Origin of the sequence: Candidatus Aeolococcus gillhamiae (assembly GCF_016464765.1) — a bacterium.
GTDB classification, from domain to species: domain Bacteria; phylum Chloroflexota; class Dormibacteria; order Aeolococcales; family Aeolococcaceae; genus Aeolococcus; species Aeolococcus gillhamiae.
This window is the reverse complement of record NZ_JAEKNS010000151.1, coordinates 1-17845: the sequence shown is the minus strand read 5'-3', so window position 1 is coordinate 17845 and position 17845 is coordinate 1. Positions and strand designations below refer to the sequence as shown.

The 17845-nt window shown below is 70.1% G+C and carries 19 protein-coding genes; 15 read left to right on the top strand and 4 right to left on the bottom strand.

Annotated features, from left to right (window positions below):
* Positions 1 to 34: 34 nt before the first annotated feature.
* Positions 35 to 1180 (top strand): cell division protein FtsQ/DivIB, encoded by a 1146-nt coding sequence (locus JF886_RS15420; protein ID WP_337314035.1) that lies wholly within the window; start codon positions 35 to 37, stop codon positions 1178 to 1180.
* On the opposite strand, the gene metF is transcribed toward JF886_RS15420, so the two are convergent.
* A complete protein-coding gene (metF, locus tag JF886_RS15415) occupies positions 1177 to 2070 on the bottom strand; it encodes a methylenetetrahydrofolate reductase [NAD(P)H] (protein WP_337314033.1) in 894 nt (297 codons plus the stop codon). The two genes, JF886_RS15420 and metF, sit on opposite strands and share 4 nt — an antisense overlap.
* 58 nt (positions 2071 to 2128) lie before the next feature.
* On the opposite strand from metF, the gene JF886_RS15410 reads away from it, so the two are divergent.
* The 10 genes from JF886_RS15410 to JF886_RS15365 all read left to right on the top strand — a co-directional run bounded on the left by JF886_RS15410 (position 2129) and on the right by JF886_RS15365 (position 10602).
* Entirely contained in the window at positions 2129 to 3178 is a 1050-nt protein-coding gene (locus tag JF886_RS15410) for a zinc-binding dehydrogenase (protein WP_337314031.1), read from the top strand.
* Positions 3179 to 3465: 287 nt separating this feature from the next.
* Positions 3466 to 4704: a cell division protein FtsA gene (gene ftsA, locus JF886_RS15405; RefSeq protein WP_337314028.1), complete on the top strand. Its 1239-nt coding sequence runs from the start codon at positions 3466 to 3468 to the stop codon at positions 4702 to 4704.
* A gap of 136 nt (positions 4705 to 4840) precedes the next feature.
* Entirely contained in the window at positions 4841 to 5941 is a 1101-nt protein-coding gene (gene ftsZ, locus JF886_RS15400; protein ID WP_337314026.1) for a cell division protein FtsZ, read from the top strand.
* A 57-nt stretch (positions 5942 to 5998) separates the two neighbouring features.
* Positions 5999 to 6538, top strand: a complete 540-nt coding sequence (nrdR, locus tag JF886_RS15395) for a transcriptional regulator NrdR (RefSeq protein WP_337314024.1) — start codon at positions 5999 to 6001, stop codon at positions 6536 to 6538.
* 34 nt (positions 6539 to 6572) lie between these two features.
* Positions 6573 to 7283: a YggS family pyridoxal phosphate-dependent enzyme gene (locus JF886_RS15390; RefSeq protein WP_337314022.1), complete on the top strand. Its 711-nt coding sequence runs from the start codon at positions 6573 to 6575 to the stop codon at positions 7281 to 7283.
* 28 nt (positions 7284 to 7311) lie between these two features.
* The gene (gene lspA / locus JF886_RS15385) at positions 7312 to 7854 is read left to right on the top strand and encodes a signal peptidase II (protein WP_337314020.1); all 543 of its coding nucleotides are present in this window, start codon (positions 7312 to 7314) and stop codon (positions 7852 to 7854) included.
* A 5-nt stretch (positions 7855 to 7859) separates the two neighbouring features.
* Positions 7860 to 8753, top strand: coding sequence for an RluA family pseudouridine synthase (locus JF886_RS15380; RefSeq protein ID WP_337314018.1), 894 nt, complete (start codon positions 7860 to 7862; stop codon positions 8751 to 8753).
* Positions 8753 to 9349 (top strand): guanylate kinase, encoded by a 597-nt coding sequence (gene gmk / locus JF886_RS15375; protein WP_337314016.1) that lies wholly within the window; start codon positions 8753 to 8755, stop codon positions 9347 to 9349. The genes JF886_RS15380 and gmk overlap by 1 nt, the downstream gene beginning before the upstream one ends.
* Complete coding sequence (locus JF886_RS15370) at positions 9346 to 9918, top strand: flavoprotein (RefSeq protein ID WP_337314014.1); 573 nt, start codon at positions 9346 to 9348, stop codon at positions 9916 to 9918. Before gmk ends, JF886_RS15370 begins: the two co-directional genes overlap by 4 nt.
* A gap of 18 nt (positions 9919 to 9936) precedes the next feature.
* Entirely contained in the window at positions 9937 to 10602 is a 666-nt protein-coding gene (locus JF886_RS15365; protein WP_337314012.1) for a phosphopantothenoylcysteine decarboxylase domain-containing protein, read from the top strand.
* 1 nt (position 10603) lies between these two features.
* On the opposite strand, the gene JF886_RS15360 is transcribed toward JF886_RS15365, so the two are convergent.
* Entirely contained in the window at positions 10604 to 11392 is a 789-nt protein-coding gene (locus tag JF886_RS15360; protein WP_337314010.1) for an SDR family NAD(P)-dependent oxidoreductase, read from the bottom strand.
* A gap of 83 nt (positions 11393 to 11475) precedes the next feature.
* Here JF886_RS15360 and priA point away from each other — a divergent pair, with 83 nt between their 5' ends.
* The 4 genes from priA to smpB are packed head-to-tail and all read left to right on the top strand — an operon-like array spanning position 11476 to position 15482.
* The gene (gene priA, locus JF886_RS15355; RefSeq protein WP_337314009.1) at positions 11476 to 13533 is read left to right on the top strand and encodes a replication restart helicase PriA; all 2058 of its coding nucleotides are present in this window, start codon (positions 11476 to 11478) and stop codon (positions 13531 to 13533) included.
* A gap of 8 nt (positions 13534 to 13541) precedes the next feature.
* Positions 13542 to 14054, top strand: coding sequence for a peptide deformylase (gene def / locus JF886_RS15350; protein ID WP_337314008.1), 513 nt, complete (start codon positions 13542 to 13544; stop codon positions 14052 to 14054).
* Between the two features lie 31 nt (positions 14055 to 14085).
* Positions 14086 to 15009, top strand: a complete 924-nt coding sequence (fmt, locus tag JF886_RS15345) for a methionyl-tRNA formyltransferase (protein WP_337314006.1) — start codon at positions 14086 to 14088, stop codon at positions 15007 to 15009.
* Positions 15006 to 15482: an SsrA-binding protein SmpB gene (gene smpB / locus JF886_RS15340; protein ID WP_337314004.1), complete on the top strand. Its 477-nt coding sequence runs from the start codon at positions 15006 to 15008 to the stop codon at positions 15480 to 15482. Before fmt ends, smpB begins: the two co-directional genes overlap by 4 nt.
* Here smpB and JF886_RS15335 read toward each other — a convergent pair.
* Complete coding sequence (locus JF886_RS15335; protein ID WP_337314089.1) at positions 15457 to 16761, bottom strand: glycosyltransferase family 87 protein; 1305 nt, start codon at positions 16759 to 16761, stop codon at positions 15457 to 15459. The genes smpB and JF886_RS15335 overlap by 26 nt on opposite strands.
* Before the next feature lie 227 nt (positions 16762 to 16988).
* On the bottom strand, positions 16989 to 17845 hold an 857-nt coding region (gene hflX, locus JF886_RS15330; protein ID WP_337314002.1), incomplete at its 5' end, for a GTPase HflX.

Below are 17845 nucleotides of genomic sequence, written 5' to 3'. Positions count from 1 at the left end.
CGGGCGCATTCGTCCCTGCTCACGTCTTCCACCCATGCCCCAGAACCTCATCGAGCGCCCCTCCGCGAGCACTCCTCTTGACGCGGCGGACGCGCGCCGTGCGCAGCTCCGCGCCATGGCGGCCGCCCTGGTGGATGGGCCGCGCATGGGCCGGCGCTTCCACATCCCCGCGGGAGTGCCGCTGGAGCCGTCGCCGCGGCGACGGCACCACGGGCCGCGCCTCCGGCCGCCCGCGGTCGTACGCCGTCGCGGGCCGATGGTGCGGCGGTTCGTCGCGGGAGCGTTCCTGCTGGGGCAGGTCGGCCTGCTGGCGGCTCTGCTCACCGCACCCACCTTTACTGTGCACACCGTCGAGGTCACCGGCGACCACCTGCTCAGCCGCGACACCGTCCTCGCCGCCGCGCATGTCCCGCAATCGAGCCTCTTCACCGTCGACGGCGACGCCATCCGCGCGCGGATCACCAAGCTTCCCTGGGTGCGCACGGCGACGGTCACAACCCAGCTGCCGTCCACCGTGCGGATCATCGTCACCGAATGGCAACCCGACCTGCTGCTCCGCCACGGGACGCAGACCACCTTCGTCGCGGCCAACGGCGCGAGCGTGCCGTTCACCCAGTCGACCGCGGCGGCGCGCAAGGACGTTCCACTCCTCCTCGACTACCGTCCCGGCAGGCAGCAGCCGCTGCTGAGCGGGCTGGCCGGCCTCCTCGCCAGCGCGTCCCAGCGGTGGCCGTCGGTATTCGGCTGCAGGGTCAGCGTCTTCGTGATGAGCAACAGCAACGTGCTCTCTGTGTGGTCGAGCACCGGCTGGCAGGCGATCCTCGGCCCGCTCGACAGCAACGACGCCCTGGCCGCCATCCCTGGCCAGCTCTCCGTGCTTGCCGCCCTGAAGGGACGGCTCGACTTCAGCCGACCCACCTTCGGCTACGTCGACCTCGAGAACGCTGCGACACCGGCGATCGGAGGCCATCCAGGTCTGCCCACCAGCCTGCGCGACGACATCGCCGGCAGCGCGCTGCCCACCTCCAACCCCGGGGTGGCCGTGGCGCCGTCGACGTCGCCCGCCGCCGCCGGTGCCACACCGACACCGGCGCCGACGGCAACCCCGGCCCCCACCCCGCGTCCGACGCCGAGCCCGCTGGTCCTGAGCCTGCCGCCGCCGCCGACACGGCACGGCTAGAAGCTCCGCGTCTCCCAAGGGCGCGCGATCCGCAGCGCGGTGAGGATGGCGCGAGTCGCCGGCGACCGGTTGAGGGTGATGAAGTGGATCCCCGGCGCGCCACCGCGCAACAGCTCGCTGCACTGCAGCGTCGCCCACGCCACGCCGAGCTGGAGCACCGCCGCGGCATCGTCGACGCGGGTCTGCAGCGCCTCGCGCAAGGGCGCCGGGATCGACGCCCCGATCTTGGCCGTGAACCGGTACACCTGGTCGACGTTGGTGATCGGCATGATGCCCGGCACGATGGGCACGGTCACGCCCGCCGCGCGCGCCCGCGCCAGGAAGTCGAAGTACACACGATTATCGAAGAACAGCTGCGTGATCAGGAGGCTGGCGCCCGCCTGCACCTTCTGCACCGCCGCGGCGACGTCCTGCTCCAGCGAGTGCGACTCGACGTGCTTCTCCGGTGAGCACGCCGCGACGACGCAGAGGTCGGCCTTGTCATGCAGCAGTCGCACCAGCTCGCTGCCGAAACGGAGGCCACCCGCGCGGGCGACGAACGCACCCTCGCCGTTCGGTGGGTCGCCGCGGATGGCCAGCACGTTCTCGATCCCGACCGCCTGGTACTGGCGAATCTCGTCGAGAAGGTCGTCGACCGTGGAATCCCGGCAGGTGAGGTGCGCCATCGGCAGCAGGCCGGTCTCCTCACGAATCCTTTTGACGAAACGGACGGTGCGATCGTCGCGTGCGCTGCCCCCGGCACCGTGGGTCACCGAGACGAAAGCGGGTTCGAGCTCGCGCAGCGCGGAGATGGTGGCGAACAGGCGATCGGCGCCCTCATCGTCTCGCGGAGGGAAGAACTCGAACGAGAAAAGCGGTTCCCCACGCGCGAAGAGGCTGTCGATGCGCATCCTCGGATGGTAAGCGCACACCCGGCGATCGGCCGCTGTGATGCTACCGTTGGCGGCCGTGCTCGCAGCTCGCGCGGCCCGATTCGGCGGGGACGATCCCCTCGCCAACCTCGAGCTCGTCGAGGTTCCGGACCCGTCGCCCGGTCCCGGCGAGGTTCTGATCGCGGTCGGCGCGGCATCGCTCAACCACCACGACCTGTGGACACTGCGCGGTGTCGGTTCACGGCCGCTGACCGAGCCGCAGGTGCTCGGCTGCGACGCCGCGGGGACGGTGATCGCGTACGGTGAGGGCGCCACGCCGCCAGGCGCACCGCCGGTCGGCTCGGAGGTGGTGGTGCACAGCGTGATGACCTGCGGTCATTGCCCCGCGTGCCGGTCGGGCGACGAGCTGCACTGCCCGCGGGTCGGCCTGCTCAGCGAACCGCCGTACCCGGGGGCTCTCGCGGAGCTGCTCGTCGTCCCTATCGGCAACCTCCTGCCGCTGCCGCCCACCGTCGACCTGGTCAACGCCGCGTGCCTGCCGACGGCGTACCTGACCGCGTACCGGATGCTGTTCGTGCGCGGCGCTCTCAAACCCGGACAGCGCGTGCTCGTTCACGGGGTCACCGGCGGCGTCGCCAGCGCGGCCATTCTGCTGGGCGCAGCCGCGGGGCTCACCGTCTACGCCACCTCGCGTGAGGAGGCCAAGCGAGCCGCTGCGCTGGAGCTGGGGGCCTGCGCCGCCTTCAACACCGACCGTGACGCGGTCAAGCAGGTGGTCGCGGCGAGCCAGGGTGGTGTGGATGCGGTGCTCGACACCGTGGGCGAGGCGACGTGGGACTTCTCGGTGCGCGCGGTCAGGCCCGGCGGGACGGTGGTGGTCTCAGGAGCGACCAGCGGCCCCAACCCCCCGGCGCAGCTCAACCGCATCTTCTGGCGCCAGCTGACCGTGGCCGGCAGCAGCATGGGAACCCGCGACGAGCTGGCGCGCGTGGTGGAGCTGTGTGCCACCGGCACCCTGCGGCCGCTGCTCGACTCGGTGCGCCCGCTCGCCGCGGTGGCTTCGGGATTCGCCGCGCTGGCGGCCGGCGAGCGCCGCGGCAAGCTGGTGCTCCGGCCCCGGGCCTGAGCCGGGTATACAGAGCCGCCCGCCGGTGGGATGATGGCCGGCGCTACGCGGCCCGACAGGGGCCCGCGGCCGGCAGGGTCTCGTCCCAAAGGTGCAGTTGGACGGGGCCCTGTTGGATTTAACGGGCGCGTCGCGGGCCCCTGATTGACGCCGTAGCTACGTTTGGAGCTAAGCCGCCGCAGGCAACATCTTGTGGCATACTCCGGCGGCAAACTCAGCATCTTGCGGTTTTGCCCCTAACAACCCCTTTCGGAGGGGGAGGGCTCCGGCTATACTCAGAGGCCAGTGTGACCCGTTCTCGCCGCGTCTTTGCACTCGATCTAGGAACGACGAAGGTCTGCTGCGCCATCGCTGAGCTGGACAGCACCGGGTTGCGTGTCATCGGTGTGGGCGAGGCCGTGTCCCGTGGGATCCGTAAGGGCGCGATCATCGAGATCGATCGCGCCGCCGAGGCGGTGGCCGAGGCGGTCGACCTGGCCGAACAGATGAGCGGTGTGCCGGTGGACTCCGCAGTGGTCGGCCTGGCCGGCACCAGCATCACCTCGCAGAACTCGCGCGGGGTCGTGGCCGTGTCCGCGGGACACCGTGAGGTGCGTGACGCCGACGTCACCCGCGCCGTCGAGGCGGCGCGCGCGGTCAGCGTTCCCTCGGACCGAAAGATCCTCCATGTGCTGCCTCAGCAGTTCACCATCGACGGCCAAGAGGGCGTGCGCGACGCGCTCGGCATGGCCGGTACGCGCCTCGAGGTCGACGCACACATCATCACCGGCACCAACACCGCCATCCAGAACGTCATCAAGGTGGTGCACAAGGCGGGGCTCGACGTCGACGACCTCGTGCTCCAGGTGCTCGCCTCCGCAGAGGCGGTGATCGGCGAGGACGAGCTCGACCGCGGCGTGATCGTCGCCGACATCGGCGGTGGCACCACCGACCTTGCAGTTTTTGCCAAAGGCAGCATCATCCACACCGCGGTCATCCCCGTCGGTGGCAACCACGTCAGCGGCGACCTCGCGGTGGGGCTGCGCTGCGACCTCGAGACCGCCGAGGCGACCAAGCGGGCGTACGGGCACTGCCTGCAGTTGACACTGCCCGCCGACGCAGAGGTGAAGCTGACCCCGATGGGCTACGACGAGCCCGTCAACGTGCCGCAGCGTTTCCTCGCCGAGATCATCGGTCCGCGCGCGCGTGAGATGGCCCAGCTCATCGCCGAGCAGGTGGAGCAGGCGGGGCCGCCCAGCAGCTTCCCGGGCGGGATCGTGCTCACCGGTGGCGGCGCGCTCCTGCGCGGCTTCGTCGAGGTGGTCCAGCAGGTGACGGACCTACCCGCGCGGGTCGCCGCACCCATGGGCGTGCACGGCATGAACGACGAGATCAGCGGGCCACACCACGCCACTGTAGTGGGGCTGCTGCGCTGGGGCGCGCGCGGGCGACTGGGCCGCAGCGTGGACCTGACCGGCAGGGTGCAGAACGGCAACGGACATCACGTTGGCAGTGGATTTGGACGGTGGTTGCGTGAACTTTTCTGAACGGATGAAGTTGTATGGGCTCGACGACGGCGAGACGCCGCCGGAAAAGCCCGTCAGTCGTGGCAACGATGATGAAACGACGCGTGCGGGGAAGTTTTCGCTGCGTCCGAAGAGTAGGCAGCGTGAGGAGACGCACATGAACGATCTGGACCGGACGTTGGAAGGTAACGCACGCATCAAGGTGGTGGGCGTAGGCGGTGGCGGCAGCAACGCCGTCAACCGCATGATCCAGAGCCGCCTCAAGGGCGTCGAGTTCATCGCCGTCAACACGGATCACCAGGCGCTGCAGCTGAGCAACGCGCACAAGAAGGTGCGCATCGGTTCCAAGCTGACCCGCGGCCTCGGCGCCGGCGGCGATCCTCTGCGCGGCGCTGAGGCGGCCGAGGAGACTCGCGAGGAGCTCACCAAGCTGCTCGAGGACTGCGACATGGTGTTCGTCACCGCGGGCATGGGCGGCGGCACGGGCACGGGCGCCGCCCCGGCGATCGCCGAGATCGCGCGCGAACAAGGCGCGCTCACCATCGGCGTGGTCACCAAGCCGTTCAAGTTCGAAGGCCTCAAGCGGCAGCGCGCCGCCGACGACGGCATCGCCAACCTGCAGGGACGCGTCGATACGCTCATCACCATCCCCAACGAGAGGCTCATGCAGGTGGTCGACAAGCGGACGCCGATCACCGAAGCGTTCAAGCTCGCGGACGACGTGCTCCGCCAGGGTGTCCAGGGGATCAGCGACCTGATCGTCTTCCCCGGCCTCATCAACCTCGACTTTGCGGACGTCAAGGCGATCATGTCGGGCCAGGGCGCCGCACTGATGGGGATCGGATTCGGCAACGGCGATACCCGGGCTGCCGACGCGGCGCGCGACGCCGTGGCCAGCCCGCTGCTCGAGACCACCATCGCCGGTGCCAAGGGGATCCTCCTCAACGTCACGGGCGGCCCCGACCTCACCCTCTACGAGGTCAACGAGGCGGCGCAGCTGGTCAGCGAGTCGGCCGATCCCGACGCCCAGATCATCTTCGGCACCGTCATCGACGAGCAGATGAAGGGTGAGGTGAAGATCACGGTCATCGCCACCGGGTTCACGGGCCACATCGACGTGCTCGGGACGCTCGCATACGAGCCGGTGGCGCGCCCGGTGGCCGCCTCGACGCCGGCGTTCACCATCGGTGGCCGCTCCGCAACACCGCCGAACGCGGATGACCTCGACATCCCCGCGTTCCTGCGGGATCGGCGCTAGAGGGCCAGCAGCCGTCGCAGCCGCCCCCCGCGGTTCGGGGGGCGGCCCGCCTACCCCATGAAGTGCCCCTACTGCTCGCAGCCGGAATCCAAGGTCGTCGATTCGCGCGATTCGGAGACCGGGGAGGCGATCCGCCGCCGCCGCGAATGCCTAGGCTGCGGCAAGCGTTTCACCACATACGAGCGCGTCGAGGCGGTGCCGCTCTGGGTGGTGAAGAAGGACGGCCGGCGCGAGGAGTTCAACCGCCGGAAGCTGCTTGGTGGCCTGGTCAACGCCTCCACCAAGCGTGACATCGCCTCAGCGCAGCTCGAGACCATCGTCGAGGACATCGAAAACGCGCTGCGCGGCCGCAACGTCACCGAGGTGCGCAGCCGAGAGGTGGGCGAGATGGTGATGCAGCGCCTGCGCAGCCTCGACGAGATCGCCTACGTGCGGTTTGCGTCCGTGTACCGCTCGTTCCGTGACGTCGAGCAGATGCGCGCCACCATCGAGGACGTGCTCGCCAATCCACCCGGGACCAGGCCGCCCGATGCGCCACGCCGGCGCCGCCGCGGCGCCGACGACGGCCGTGAGCTGCCTCTCGACATGGGGAAGTGAGCCCGCTCTTCGCGACGACAGCGCAGCACGGCCGGTGAGCGAGCCGAGCGCAGCCGAGGTCGCCGAACGACTCGAGAAGGTCCGCGACCGGGTGCGCCGCGCCGCGGCGGCTGCCGGCCGAGACCCCGCAGGTATCCGCCTGCTCGCGGTCACCAAGGGCCACAGTGTCGACGCGGTCGCGACGGCGGCGTCGCTCGGGTTGCGCGATATCGGCGAGAGCCGCGTGCAGGAGGCGCAGGGGAAGCGGTCCGCTTTCGCTGGTGGCGATGTGACCTGGCACATGATCGGCCACCTGCAGCGCAACAAGGCCCGCGCCGCGGCCACGTTGTTCGACGTCGTCCACTCGGTGGACGGCATCGCGCTCGCCGCGGCCCTGGCTCGGCATCGGACTGGCGCGCCGACCCCCCTGCGCGTGTTCGTGGAGGTGGAACTGACCGGCATCGCCGGCCGCACGGGCGCGACGCCCGACGAGACGCCCGCCCTGCTCGACGAGCTGTGCGCGCTCGCCGAGCTCGAGGTGGCTGGCCTGATGACCATCGCACCCCCGGGGGCACCGGAGCTCGCCGATGACTGCTTCGCACGGCTGCGTGATCTGCGCGATGCGCTCCGTGATCGCCAGGGCATGACACTCGACGGTCTCAGCATGGGGATGAGCGACGACTTCGAGATCGCCATCGCCCACGGAGCCACGGTGATCAGGCTCGGCCGTGTGCTCTTCGGAAACGGCCTGGTGGCGGGGAGATGAGCGCATCGGCGGCTATCCTGAGACGACCATGATCGACGACGCGGCGCCTGCGGCCCACCACTCCGCTGTCGTGGCTGAGGTGAGACCGCCCGGCCGCCGCCGCCAGCTCACCGTCCTGCTCGGCACCGCCGTGGTGGTGTTCCTCGTCGATCATGTGACCAAGTGGCTGGTGACCCAGAACATTGCGCTCGGCGACCAGGTGCCCGGCAGCGGGCCGATCACCATCCACCACATCGAGAACCGCGGCGCCGCGTTCGGGCTGTTCCCGCAGATGCAGTTCATTTTCCTGGCCGTCGCCGTCGCGGTGGCCGCCTATATCCTCGTCGCGGGGCGACGCTTCGGCCCCGGGGTGTTCCCGCAGGTGCTGCTCGGCATGGTTCTCGGCGGAGCGCTCGCCAACGCGGTGGACCGAGTCGTGCAGGGCTACGTCGTCGACTTCATCGACCTGCAGCGATGGCCGGTCTTCAACGTGGCTGACATGGCCATCGTTCTCGGCATTCTGGTCGGCGTCCTGACCCTGCGGATGGTGCCGGTGCCGGCGGTCCGCGGCGACAGCGATCCCTCGACGTGAGCGGCGTGACCGAAGCGCAGCCAGCATCGGTGCGGCTCGATGTGCGCGTGATGCAGCAGGCGGGGGTGAGCCGCAGCGCGGCCCAATCGCTCATCGCCGGCGGCCACGTACGCGTCAACGAGGGACCGGCCAAGGCGGGACAGCGAGTTCGACCGGCCGACGAGGTGGTGGTGACCATCCCCGATGCGCCGCCGGCACCCACCGAGGCCCCCGGACCGGCGGTGCACCTTACGGTGGTCTACGAGGACGAGGCCCTGGCGGTGATTGACAAGCCCGCCGGCATGGTGGTGCATCCTGCGCCCGGGCACGCAGCCGGCACGCTTGCCGACGGCCTCCGGCAACGCGGATCCACCTGGTCGCAACTGGGCGGCGAGCAGCGTCCCGGCATCGTCCACCGGCTTGACCGCGACACCAGCGGCCTGCTTGTCGTGGCCAAGTCGGAGGCAGCCCACCGCTCGCTGTCGCTGCAGCTGCAGCGGCGCACGCTGGGGCGCGTGTACTGGGCGCTGGTACACGGCTCGTTCCGTGAGGCGACCGGGCGCATCGACGCGCCCATCGGTCGTGACCCCGGCCACCGCCAGCGCATGGCGGTCGTCGACGAGGGGCGCGCGGCGGTCACCGACTTCGTGGTGATGGAGCGCATGCGTCGCTTCAGCCGCCTCGAGGTGCGCCTGCACACCGGTCGGACGCATCAGATCCGCGTTCACCTGGCGTCGATCAGCCACCCCATCGCCGGCGACCCGGTGTACGGACGGCGCGGCGACACGATCATCGATCGTCCCGCCCTGCACGCCCAGCGCATCAGCTTTATCCATCCGGTCAGCGGGGAGCAATGCGAGTTCGAGTCCGCGCCGCCTGACGACCTGCTCGCGGCGCTGGCCGAGGCGGAGCTCGCTTGATGGCGCGTGCTCCGCGGGTTACCACCCAGCCGGGACGGCTGATCGTGCTGTCGGGACCGAGCGGGGTGGGTAAGGACACCGTGCTTCACGAGCTGCGCAAGCTCGACGCGTCACTGCGTTACAGCGTCTCCTACACCACTCGGGAACCGAGACTCGGCGAGGAGGACGGCGTGGCCTACTCGTTCATCGACGAGGACATCTTCCGAGCCATGGCGGAGCGCGGTGAGTTCCTGGAGTGGGCGGAGGTCCACGGAAACCGCTACGGGACCTCCGAGGCGCGCGTGAAAGCGGCGCTCGAGCGTGGTGAGGACATCGTGCTGAAGATCGACGTGCAAGGCGCCGCCTGGATCCGTCCCCGGGTTGACGGCGCGGTCTTCATCTTCCTTCTGCCCCCGTCTGAGGAGGAGCTGCGCCGTCGCCTGGTCGCGCGTGACACCGAGGACGAGGCATCGCTGGACCTGCGCTTCCGCAACGCCGTCGCGGAGCTTGCCGACGGGGCGGCGTACGATCACCGCGTGGTGAACGACGACGTGCGCCGGGCTGCCGGGGAGATCCTCGACATTGTGCGCCGCCGTCGTGCGGAGAGGCGAGCGTGACCCCCGCCTCCGCAGCGCCTCGACGGGTCGCGATCCATGTGTGCGGCAGCGTTGCCGCGTACAAGGCCTGCGCGGTGATCACCGCACTGCGCAAGCAGGGATGTGAGGTGCGCGTGGCCATGACCAGGAGCGCGCGCCATTTCGTCACCGAGACGACGCTGCAGAGCCTCAGCGGGCACCCGGTGGCGCGCACCATCTGGCAGGGCGGGGACGCCGGCCACGGCATGGGCCACATCGACATCGGTGCCTGGGCGCAGACGCACGCGGTGGTCGCGGCCTCCGCGAACCTGATGGCACGGCTGGCGCATGGGTTTGCGGACGATGCGGTCACCGCCGCCCTGCTCGCCACCCGCGCCCGGCTGATCGTCGCGCCGGCGATGGAGTCGGCCATGTGGGAGCACCCCGCAACGCAGGCCAACGTGGCCACGCTGCGAAGTCGCGGGGTCAGCTTTGTCGGGCCTGTGCGCGGACGGCTGGCGAGCGGGGCCGAGGGCGACGGACGGATGGCGGAGGTGGATGACGTGGTGGCCGCGGTTCTCAGCTCGCTTGGGGACGCGGCGCCCACCTGAGGCGCTGAGCTGTCGCAGTTGTCTCGCACGGGCTCGTCGCGGCTCGCCGGCCGCATCGTCGTGGTCACAGCCGGGGGAACACGGGAACCGATCGACCCGGTTCGCTATCTCGGCAACCGCAGCAGCGGCAAGATGGGCCACGCCATCGCGGTTGCGGCCGCGGACCGCGGCGCCCAGGTCAGGTTGATCACCACGGTCACGGCCCCGGACGACGAGCGCATCGCGACGGTGAAGGTGGACACGGCAGCTGAGATGAACACCGCCGTCCGCGCCGCGCTGCCCGGCGCAATGCTGCTGGTCATGGCCGCAGCGGTCGCCGACTACCGGGTGGCTGAGGTCGCTGCAAAAAAGATGAAGAAACGCGACGCTCTGACGCTCGACCTGGTCCCGACGGTCGACATCCTGCGCTCCCTCGCCGGCGACCCCTTGGGCGAATCCGTACTGGTGGTGGGCTTCGCCGCCGAGACCGACAACATCGAGGAGAACGCGGTGCGCAAGCTCGCTGAGAAACGCTTGGACCTCGTCGTTCTCAACGACGTCTCGCGCGCGGACATCGGCTTGGGCAGCCACGACAATGAGGTTCGGGTTTTCGACTCCGGTGGCCTGGTCGCGCACCTTGAGAAGCGCGCCAAGCCATTGGTCGCCAGTGCGCTGCTCGACCTCATCGAGAAGCGCCTGAGCTGAGTCAGTCCCGGTACCGGGCAGGCAACTCCGCCGCGCGGGTGGCTCCCATCACGGCTCCCAGGGAAGCGTCCAGATTGGCCAACATGCTCGGGTCATCGAGCCCGGGGACCGAGAGCACCACGCCCTCGTGGAGGTCGCGGAGGCTGGCGTGCACGATCGCCTCGGGTTCCATCCTCGGGGCCGAGCTCAGGTCCATTCCCTGCCGAGTGTGGAACTCGGTGCGCACGATGCCGGGGCAACACACCTGGACGCGGATGCCCTGGTCGCGCACTTCGCTGCTGAGGACCTGGCTGAAGGTGACAAGGAAGGATTTGGCAGCCGCGTAGACGGCGCGGGCCGGCATGAATGGACCGGTCCAGGTGCCGCTGAACGCGAGCAGTGACGAGATGTTGATGACTGCGCCGCTGCGCCGGGACTGCATGCCGGGAAGCACCGCTCGGGCGAGTCGGACCGGGGCCAGGACGTCGAGGTTCACCAGGTCGAGGAGTGTCGGCACTGGGAGGTCGGTGAACGGCATGTACTCGCCCAGCCCTGCGTTGTTGACGAGCATCTCGACGGGAAGCTCGCTGACCCGATCGGCGAGGCGCTCGAGCTGATCGGGGCGAGAGAGGTCCGCTTCAGCCACGGTCACCGCAATCCGATGCTCCGAGCCCAGGCGCGCGGACAGCTGGTCGAGTCGATCCTTGCGCCGCGCCACGACGAGGAGGTCCCACCCGTCGGCGGCGAGAACCTCGGCGTAGGCGGCTCCGATCCCGGACGATGCGCCCGTCACCAGCGCGAGTCGACTCATCTCACCTCCACCGGTCCGTCACGTGGAAGGGTAGGGCTTGCCGGCGCCGGCTGTCCCAACCGCTCGGCTGCCAGACTTCGCGCGTGACGGCGCACAGGATCGAGGCCACCACCGCAGCGCCCGCCGTGGCCACCGGCCCGGCTCACGTCGCCGTCACGCCGGACACTGGCGCGATCCTTCCCAAGGACACGTACACCTACGCGGTCCCCGACCACCTGGTCTCGCTCGCCGTCCCGGGCGCGCGGGTCATGGTGCCGTTCGGCTCGCGCGAGGTGCTCGGCTATGTCGTCGGGGTCGACGTCGCGCTGGCGGGCGTCGAGGTCAGGCAGGTCGCCGACGTCCTCGACGAGCCGCCCATCCTCGGCGCACCCGCCCTGCAGCTGGCGCGCTGGATCGCCGCGCGCTATTGCGCGCCGCTCGGTGAGGTGATCCGGGCGATGCTTCCGAAGGGGGTGCGGTCCGCCCGGCCGGGAGGTCGCAAGCGCGGACCGCGGACGACGTCGGCCGCGGTGGAGGCGACGCGTGCGCACGACGGCGCCGTCGCCGAGGCTGCGCTCCCCCTCACCTCCGCGCAGCAGGCCGCCGCCGCTCCATTGCTCGAGGCGGTCGCTGCGCGCAGCCATCGCCGCGTCCTCCTCCATGGCGTCACCGGGGCGGGCAAGACCGAGGTGTACCTGGTCGCCATCGCTGCGGCGCTGGCCGCCGGACGGCAGGCGATCGTCATGGTCCCGGAGATCGCGTTGACGCCGCAGACGATCCGCCGCTTCGCCGCGCGCTTCCCCGGGCGGGTCGCCGTGCTCCATTCCGCGCTGACCGAGTCCGAGCGCGCGCGCGAGTGGCGCCGGCTGCGCGACGGCGAGCTCGACGTGGTGGTGGGTTCGCGCAGCGCGGTGTTCGCTCCTCTGCCGCGGCTCGGCATCATCGTCATCGACGAGGAAGACGCCTCGGCGTACAAGCAGGACCGCATCCCGCGCTACCACGCGGTCGACGTCGCCCTGGAGCGTGGCCGGCTCGAGGACGTCCCGGTCGTGCTCGGCAGCGCGACGCCGCGCGTCGAGACCTACTACGCCGCCCACACCGGCGGATTCGAGCTTGTCCGGCTCGACGAACGCATCAGCGGCCGCCCGCTGCCGCCCATCGAGGTCGTCGACCTTCGTGAGGAGCTGCACGCCGGCAATCGCAGCCCACTCTCGCTCGACCTGGAGCGCGCCCTGCGCGAGTGTCACGATGGGGGAGGGCAATCCATCCTCTTCCTCAACCGGCGTGGCACCGCCACGGTGGTGGTGTGTCGCAACTGCGGCGAGGCGGTGACCTGCGACAGCTGCAGCGTCTCGCTCGTCTACCACGCCGACAGGCGCCGCTGCGACTGTCACTATTGTGGCGCGTCGCGACCGCTTCCCGACATCTGTCCGAGCTGCGGCTCGACCGCCATCCGCGGACTCGGCATGGGCACGGAGCGGCTCGAGGTGGAGGTGCACGAGCGCTTTCCCACGCTGCGCCTGCTGCGCATGGACCGCGACACGACAGCCAGCCGCGACGCGTACTTCACCATCTACGACCGCTTCGCAAACCACGAGGCTGACTGCCTGATCGGGACGCAGATGGTGGCCAAGGGCTGGGATCTCGGCAACGTCCGCCTTGTTGGCATAGTCAACGCCGATGTCTCCCTGCACTTCCCCGACTACCGCAGCGGCGAGACGACGTTCTCGCTTCTGACCCAGGTTGCCGGCCGCGCCGGCCGCGGCGACGAACCCGCTCGCGTCATCCTGCAGACGTATAGCCCGCAGCATTACGCGGTGCGTCATGCCGTCACCCACAACTACCTCTCCTTCGCGCGCGAGGAGATCCGCGTGCGTCGCGCACTGCGTTTTCCGCCGTACACGCGCTTGGTGGTGTGCACGGTCAACCATCGCGAGGATGCTCGCGCCGAGATCGAGGCACGGCGGGCTTTCGCGGAGGTGTCTGATAAACTCGGCGCCGGATCGGGCCTGGACGTCCTCGGGCCGACTCCCGCCTTTCTCCACCGCCTGCGCGGGGAATATCGCTGGCAGATCACGGTTCGAGGCGAGGCGATCGAGAGGGCCTTCCCGCACCTGCCGCACGGACGCGGCTGGAGCATCGACGTCGATCCCGGACCGTGAGGTGAACCGTGGCAGTGCTCCCCATCGTCCTCGCCGCTGACGAGGACCCCATCCTGGTCACCAGGGCCAACCGGGTCCCGCGCGTCGACGACACGATTCGCAAGCTGATGGACGACATGGTCGAGACCATGATCGAGGCGCACGGCGCCGGCCTGGCGGCACCGCAGGTGGGCGTCCCCCTGCGCGTCATCGTGCTCAAGGTCGACAACCAGCTGTACCAGCTGGCCAACCCGGAGATGGTGCGCTGCGAGGGCGAGCAGACCGGCGTCGAGGGGTGCCTCTCCGTGCCCGGCCTGATCGGCGACGTCACCCGCTGTCAGCGCGTCGTCGCCAGGGGACTGAACCGCCACGGCAAGGAGATCCGCGTCAAGGGCGACGGCCTGCTCGCGCGAGCCATCCAGCACGAGGTGGACCACCTTGATGGGATCCTATTCACCACCAAGGTGATCGAGGGCACGCTGCGCAGCTGGAACGCGGCGGACGTGGACGCCGAGGAGCTCGAGGGAGAGCTGGTCGGCTGACAGCGGCCGCGGCGGCCTCGCCGGCACTGTGATGCGCATCGTCTTCTGTGGCACGGCTCACTTCGCGGTCCCTTCGCTCCGCGCCCTTGTGCCCGAGCACGAGGTCGTGGCAGTGGTCACGCAGCCGGATCGCAGCGGCTCGCGCGGACGCCCGGCGCCGCGCCCGGTTGGTGAGACGGCGGCGCGGCTCGGCCTGCCGATGCTGCGCCCCGAGCGCATCCGCGCGCCGGAGAGCGTGGCAGAGATCCTCAGCCTCGCGCCCGATGCGCTGGTTGTAGCCGCTTATGGCCAAATCATTCCGGCCTTGCTCCTCGATGCGTCGTTGCACGGCGGCGTCAACGTGCACGGCTCACTGCTGCCGCGCTGGCGAGGGGCGGCGCCGGTTGCGGCGGCGATCCTGGCCGGCGACACGCGCACCGGCGTGTCGATCATGCGCATGGACGCTGGCCTGGACACCGGCCCCGTCTACGCTACCAGCGAGACGGAGATCGGCGCCGACCAGACGGCGCCGTCGCTGACCGGCAGGCTCGCCGACGCGGGCGCGCGCCTGCTCCTCGAGGTCCTCTCGGGCCTCGAGGACGGCAGCGTGGCGGCGGTGGCCCAGGACGACTCGCAGGCGACGTACGCGCCGCGGCTGCGTCGTGAGGACGGCAACCTCGAGTGGAGCTCGATCGGCGCAGTCGACCTCGACCGGCGAGTGCGGGCCCTGCAACCGTGGCCAGGGGTGACGGCGCCTCTCGGCGGGCAGCCGGTGCGCATCCTCGAAGGAGCTCCGGCCGGATCCACGGATGCAACGGGGGCACCCGGCGAGGTGCTCGGGCTGAGCGGCGAGGCGGCCGACGTGGCCACCATGTCGGGGGTGTACCGGCTGGCCCGCGTGCAGCCTGCGGGCAGCCGTCCGATGACGGCGGCGGCGTACCTGCGCGGCCGTCGCGTGCAGCTGGCGCCGCGATGACACGCGCAGCGACGACGGCCAACCCGGTCCTGGCGCGCAATCGCCAGGCGACCCACGAGTACTCCATCCTCGAGACGTTCGAGGCGGGGATCGAGCTGACCGGGACCGAGGTCAAGGCGTTGCGTGATGGTCGCACCCAGCTTCGCGAAGGGTATGTGCGAGTGGAGAACGGAGAGGCGTGGCTGCTCGGTGTGAACATCGCGGAGTACGCGCAGGGAAACCGCTGCAACCACGACCCGCAACGCCGCCGCCGACTGCTCCTCCACAAGCGCGAGATCGAGTACCTCGGCGCCAAGGTCGCCCAGCAGGGTCTGACCCTGATCCCGCTGCGCATCTACCTCAAGGGCAACCGCATCAAGCTCGAGTTCGGCCTGGCCAAGGGCAAGAAGCTATGGGACAAGCGCCAGGCGATCGCCGAACGCGACGCCCGCCGGGACGCCGAACGCATCACCGCGCGAGCGCAGCGCCTCTGACCCCTGGGGACGCAGCAGCCGTGCGCAGCGCGCGGATCATCATCATCAGCAGCGCGGCGGCCAGCACCGCGGGCAGCGAGCACGCCTGAAGGAACAGCCACCAGGCCGGGCTGGTGGCGACGGCGCCGATGCTCGAAACGGTCAACGCGGCGATCGCCGCCCCGCCGACGACCCCCACACCGACCAGCGCGGCGGTGCTCGAGCCCACCAGCGCCCGATCGGGGCGGCCGCGCCCACAAGCCAGGCCGAGCGCGGCGGCGATGGCGATCAGCAGGTGGACGTAGACGGGATACCAGGCGATGCTGCCCACGAGCAGCATCACGGTCACCCCGCACGCGAACTCCGCACCACGCTCCGCGCGCGTGCGCTGGCGGCTGCTCACCGCAAACCACAGCGCCGCGACTGTCAAGACTGAGAGCGCGGTGGCGAGGCCGTGCAGCCACATCGACGGTGCGTCGACTGTCAACACAGAGTGCTGCGCCAGGCGGTTGACCACGCCGTTCCACGTCTGGTTGTAGATCCAGCCGTTGTCGCGGTTGAGAACAGGCAGCACCGAGGTGAGGTAGTGGCGGGTCAAGGGCCAACCCAAGGCACCGATGCCGATCGAGACCGTGGCTGCGCCCGTGGTAACCCCGGCCAGCGCGGCGCGCCACCACCCGCGGCGCACCAGGACAAGCAGCAGCACCACCGGGGCGATCTTGATGCCGGCTGCGAGGCCGAGGATGACGGCACAGCGTGTGCGATGACCCGACAGGTAATCGGAGAGAGCCAGTGCGAGCAGCAGGAAGATGACGGTGTTCATCTGCCCATGCCAGAGGTTGTACGTGGCCGGCGGGAAGGTCAGCGCCACGAACACGGCGATGCGGACGCGCGGCCACGTGGCCGGCAGCAGCGCTCGCGCGGTCATCACGGCGCCGCCCAGGAGCGCCCCGAGCGCGATCCAGAGCCAGACCAGCTCCTGCCCGCGCACCGACAGGAACGCCAGCGGGCGGAGCACCACCGCGGCGAACGGCGGGTAGTCGAACCCGGCCATGACGATGGGGGCGCCGCCAAACGATGCATACGGGCTCGTGCCGGTAGCGACGGCGTGGGCGGCCCCTGAGTAGGCGCCGAAATCCTCGAACGGCCCGGGGAACGAACCGGCGAGTGGCAAGACGATGAACGTGTAGGCGCTACCGATCGCGGCAGCCACAGCGCCGACCGTGAGCAGCAGCTCGACAAGGGACCGCCAATCGCGGCTGGATCGCTTGGCTCGCGGCGCCGACCGCCGCCGGGTCATCACCGACACGCCCGCAAGTGTCGGCGGTCGGTGGCCGTCGATTCCCGCGAGAGCTTGACCGTTACTCAGACGCGACGGCGCCGACGGCGTGAGGAACTCGGGGTGGGCTGCATCGCTCCGGTCGCGATGCTCGCGGGCGCTTCGGAGCTAACTCGGCTGCGCCGAGTGGATCTCCTCGCTGCTGCGCACGATGCCGCCCACCCGGAGTTCTTGTCGAGACGGTGCCATCAGGAAGCAGCGCGGCGGGCTGCTCGGACGGGCGTCTCGTCGAGCTCGGGCACCGGCTCCTCGACAGCGTGCGCGGCGATGATTGGGCGGTTGGCTCGGGTGTCCGGGACGACGTGCGCGACGAGCTCGTCGATGGCGGTACGCAGGTCGCGCAGGCCGGTTCCTTTGGCTGCGGAGATGAGCACCGGCTCCATGCCGGCGATGGCGCCGAGGCGCTGGGCGACCTCGTTTGCCTCTGCGGAATCGAGGCGGTCGATCTTGTTCACCGCGAGGATGGCCGGTTGGTTGCAGCCCATCTCATCCAGCGTCTCGAGGACGGTCTCGAGCTGTCCCTCGGCGTCCGGGTGCGACGCGTCGACAACGACGGTGAGCAGGTGGGCCTCGCGAACCTCTTCGAGCGTGGCGCTGAAGGCTTCGACTAGCTCGTGCGGGAGCGACTGGATGAAGCCGACGGTGTCGGTGACGATGACGCGGCGCCCGCTGGAGAGGCCGAGCAGGCGTGAGGTGGGATCGAGCGTGGCGAACAGCAGGTTATCGGCGAGGACAGTTGAGTTGGTGAGGCGGTTGAGAAGGGTCGACTTGCCGGCGTTGGTGTAGCCGACCAGCGAGATGCGAAAGGTTTCGTTGCGCTCGCGAGCGCGCCGCTGCGTGTGGCGTTGGCGCTTGACCTTCTCGAGCTGCTTCTTGATGCCCTTGAGGCGCTCGCCGATCATGCGCCGGTCGAGCTCGATCTGCGCCTCGCCCGGGCCGCCACGGTTGCCAATGCCGCCGCGCTGGCGTTCGAGGTGGCTCCAGCGCCGCACGAGCCGCGTCGACAAATATTGCAAGCGCGCCAGCTCGACCTGCAGCTTGCCTT

What these genes read in the sequence shown, in the direction of transcription:
- JF886_RS15420 (WP_337314035.1), top strand. Translation starts at nt 35, where the DNA reads ATGCCCCAGAACCTCATCGAGCGCCCCTCCGCGAGCACTCCTCTTGAC.
- metF (WP_337314033.1), bottom strand. Translation starts at nt 2,070, where the DNA reads ATGCGCATCGACAGCCTCTTCGCGCGTGGGGAACCGCTTTTCTCGTTC.
- ftsZ (WP_337314026.1), top strand. Translation starts at nt 4,841, where the DNA reads ATGAACGATCTGGACCGGACGTTGGAAGGTAACGCACGCATCAAGGTG.
- nrdR (WP_337314024.1), top strand. Translation starts at nt 5,999, where the DNA reads ATGAAGTGCCCCTACTGCTCGCAGCCGGAATCCAAGGTCGTCGATTCG.
- lspA (WP_337314020.1), top strand. Translation starts at nt 7,312, where the DNA reads ATGATCGACGACGCGGCGCCTGCGGCCCACCACTCCGCTGTCGTGGCT.
- gmk (WP_337314016.1), top strand. Translation starts at nt 8,753, where the DNA reads ATGGCGCGTGCTCCGCGGGTTACCACCCAGCCGGGACGGCTGATCGTG.
- JF886_RS15360 (WP_337314010.1), bottom strand. Translation starts at nt 11,392, where the DNA reads ATGAGTCGACTCGCGCTGGTGACGGGCGCATCGTCCGGGATCGGAGCC.
- fmt (WP_337314006.1), top strand. Translation starts at nt 14,086, where the DNA reads ATGCGCATCGTCTTCTGTGGCACGGCTCACTTCGCGGTCCCTTCGCTC.
- smpB (WP_337314004.1), top strand. Translation starts at nt 15,006, where the DNA reads ATGACACGCGCAGCGACGACGGCCAACCCGGTCCTGGCGCGCAATCGC.
- JF886_RS15335 (WP_337314089.1), bottom strand. Translation starts at nt 16,761, where the DNA reads ATGACCCGGCGGCGGTCGGCGCCGCGAGCCAAGCGATCCAGCCGCGAT.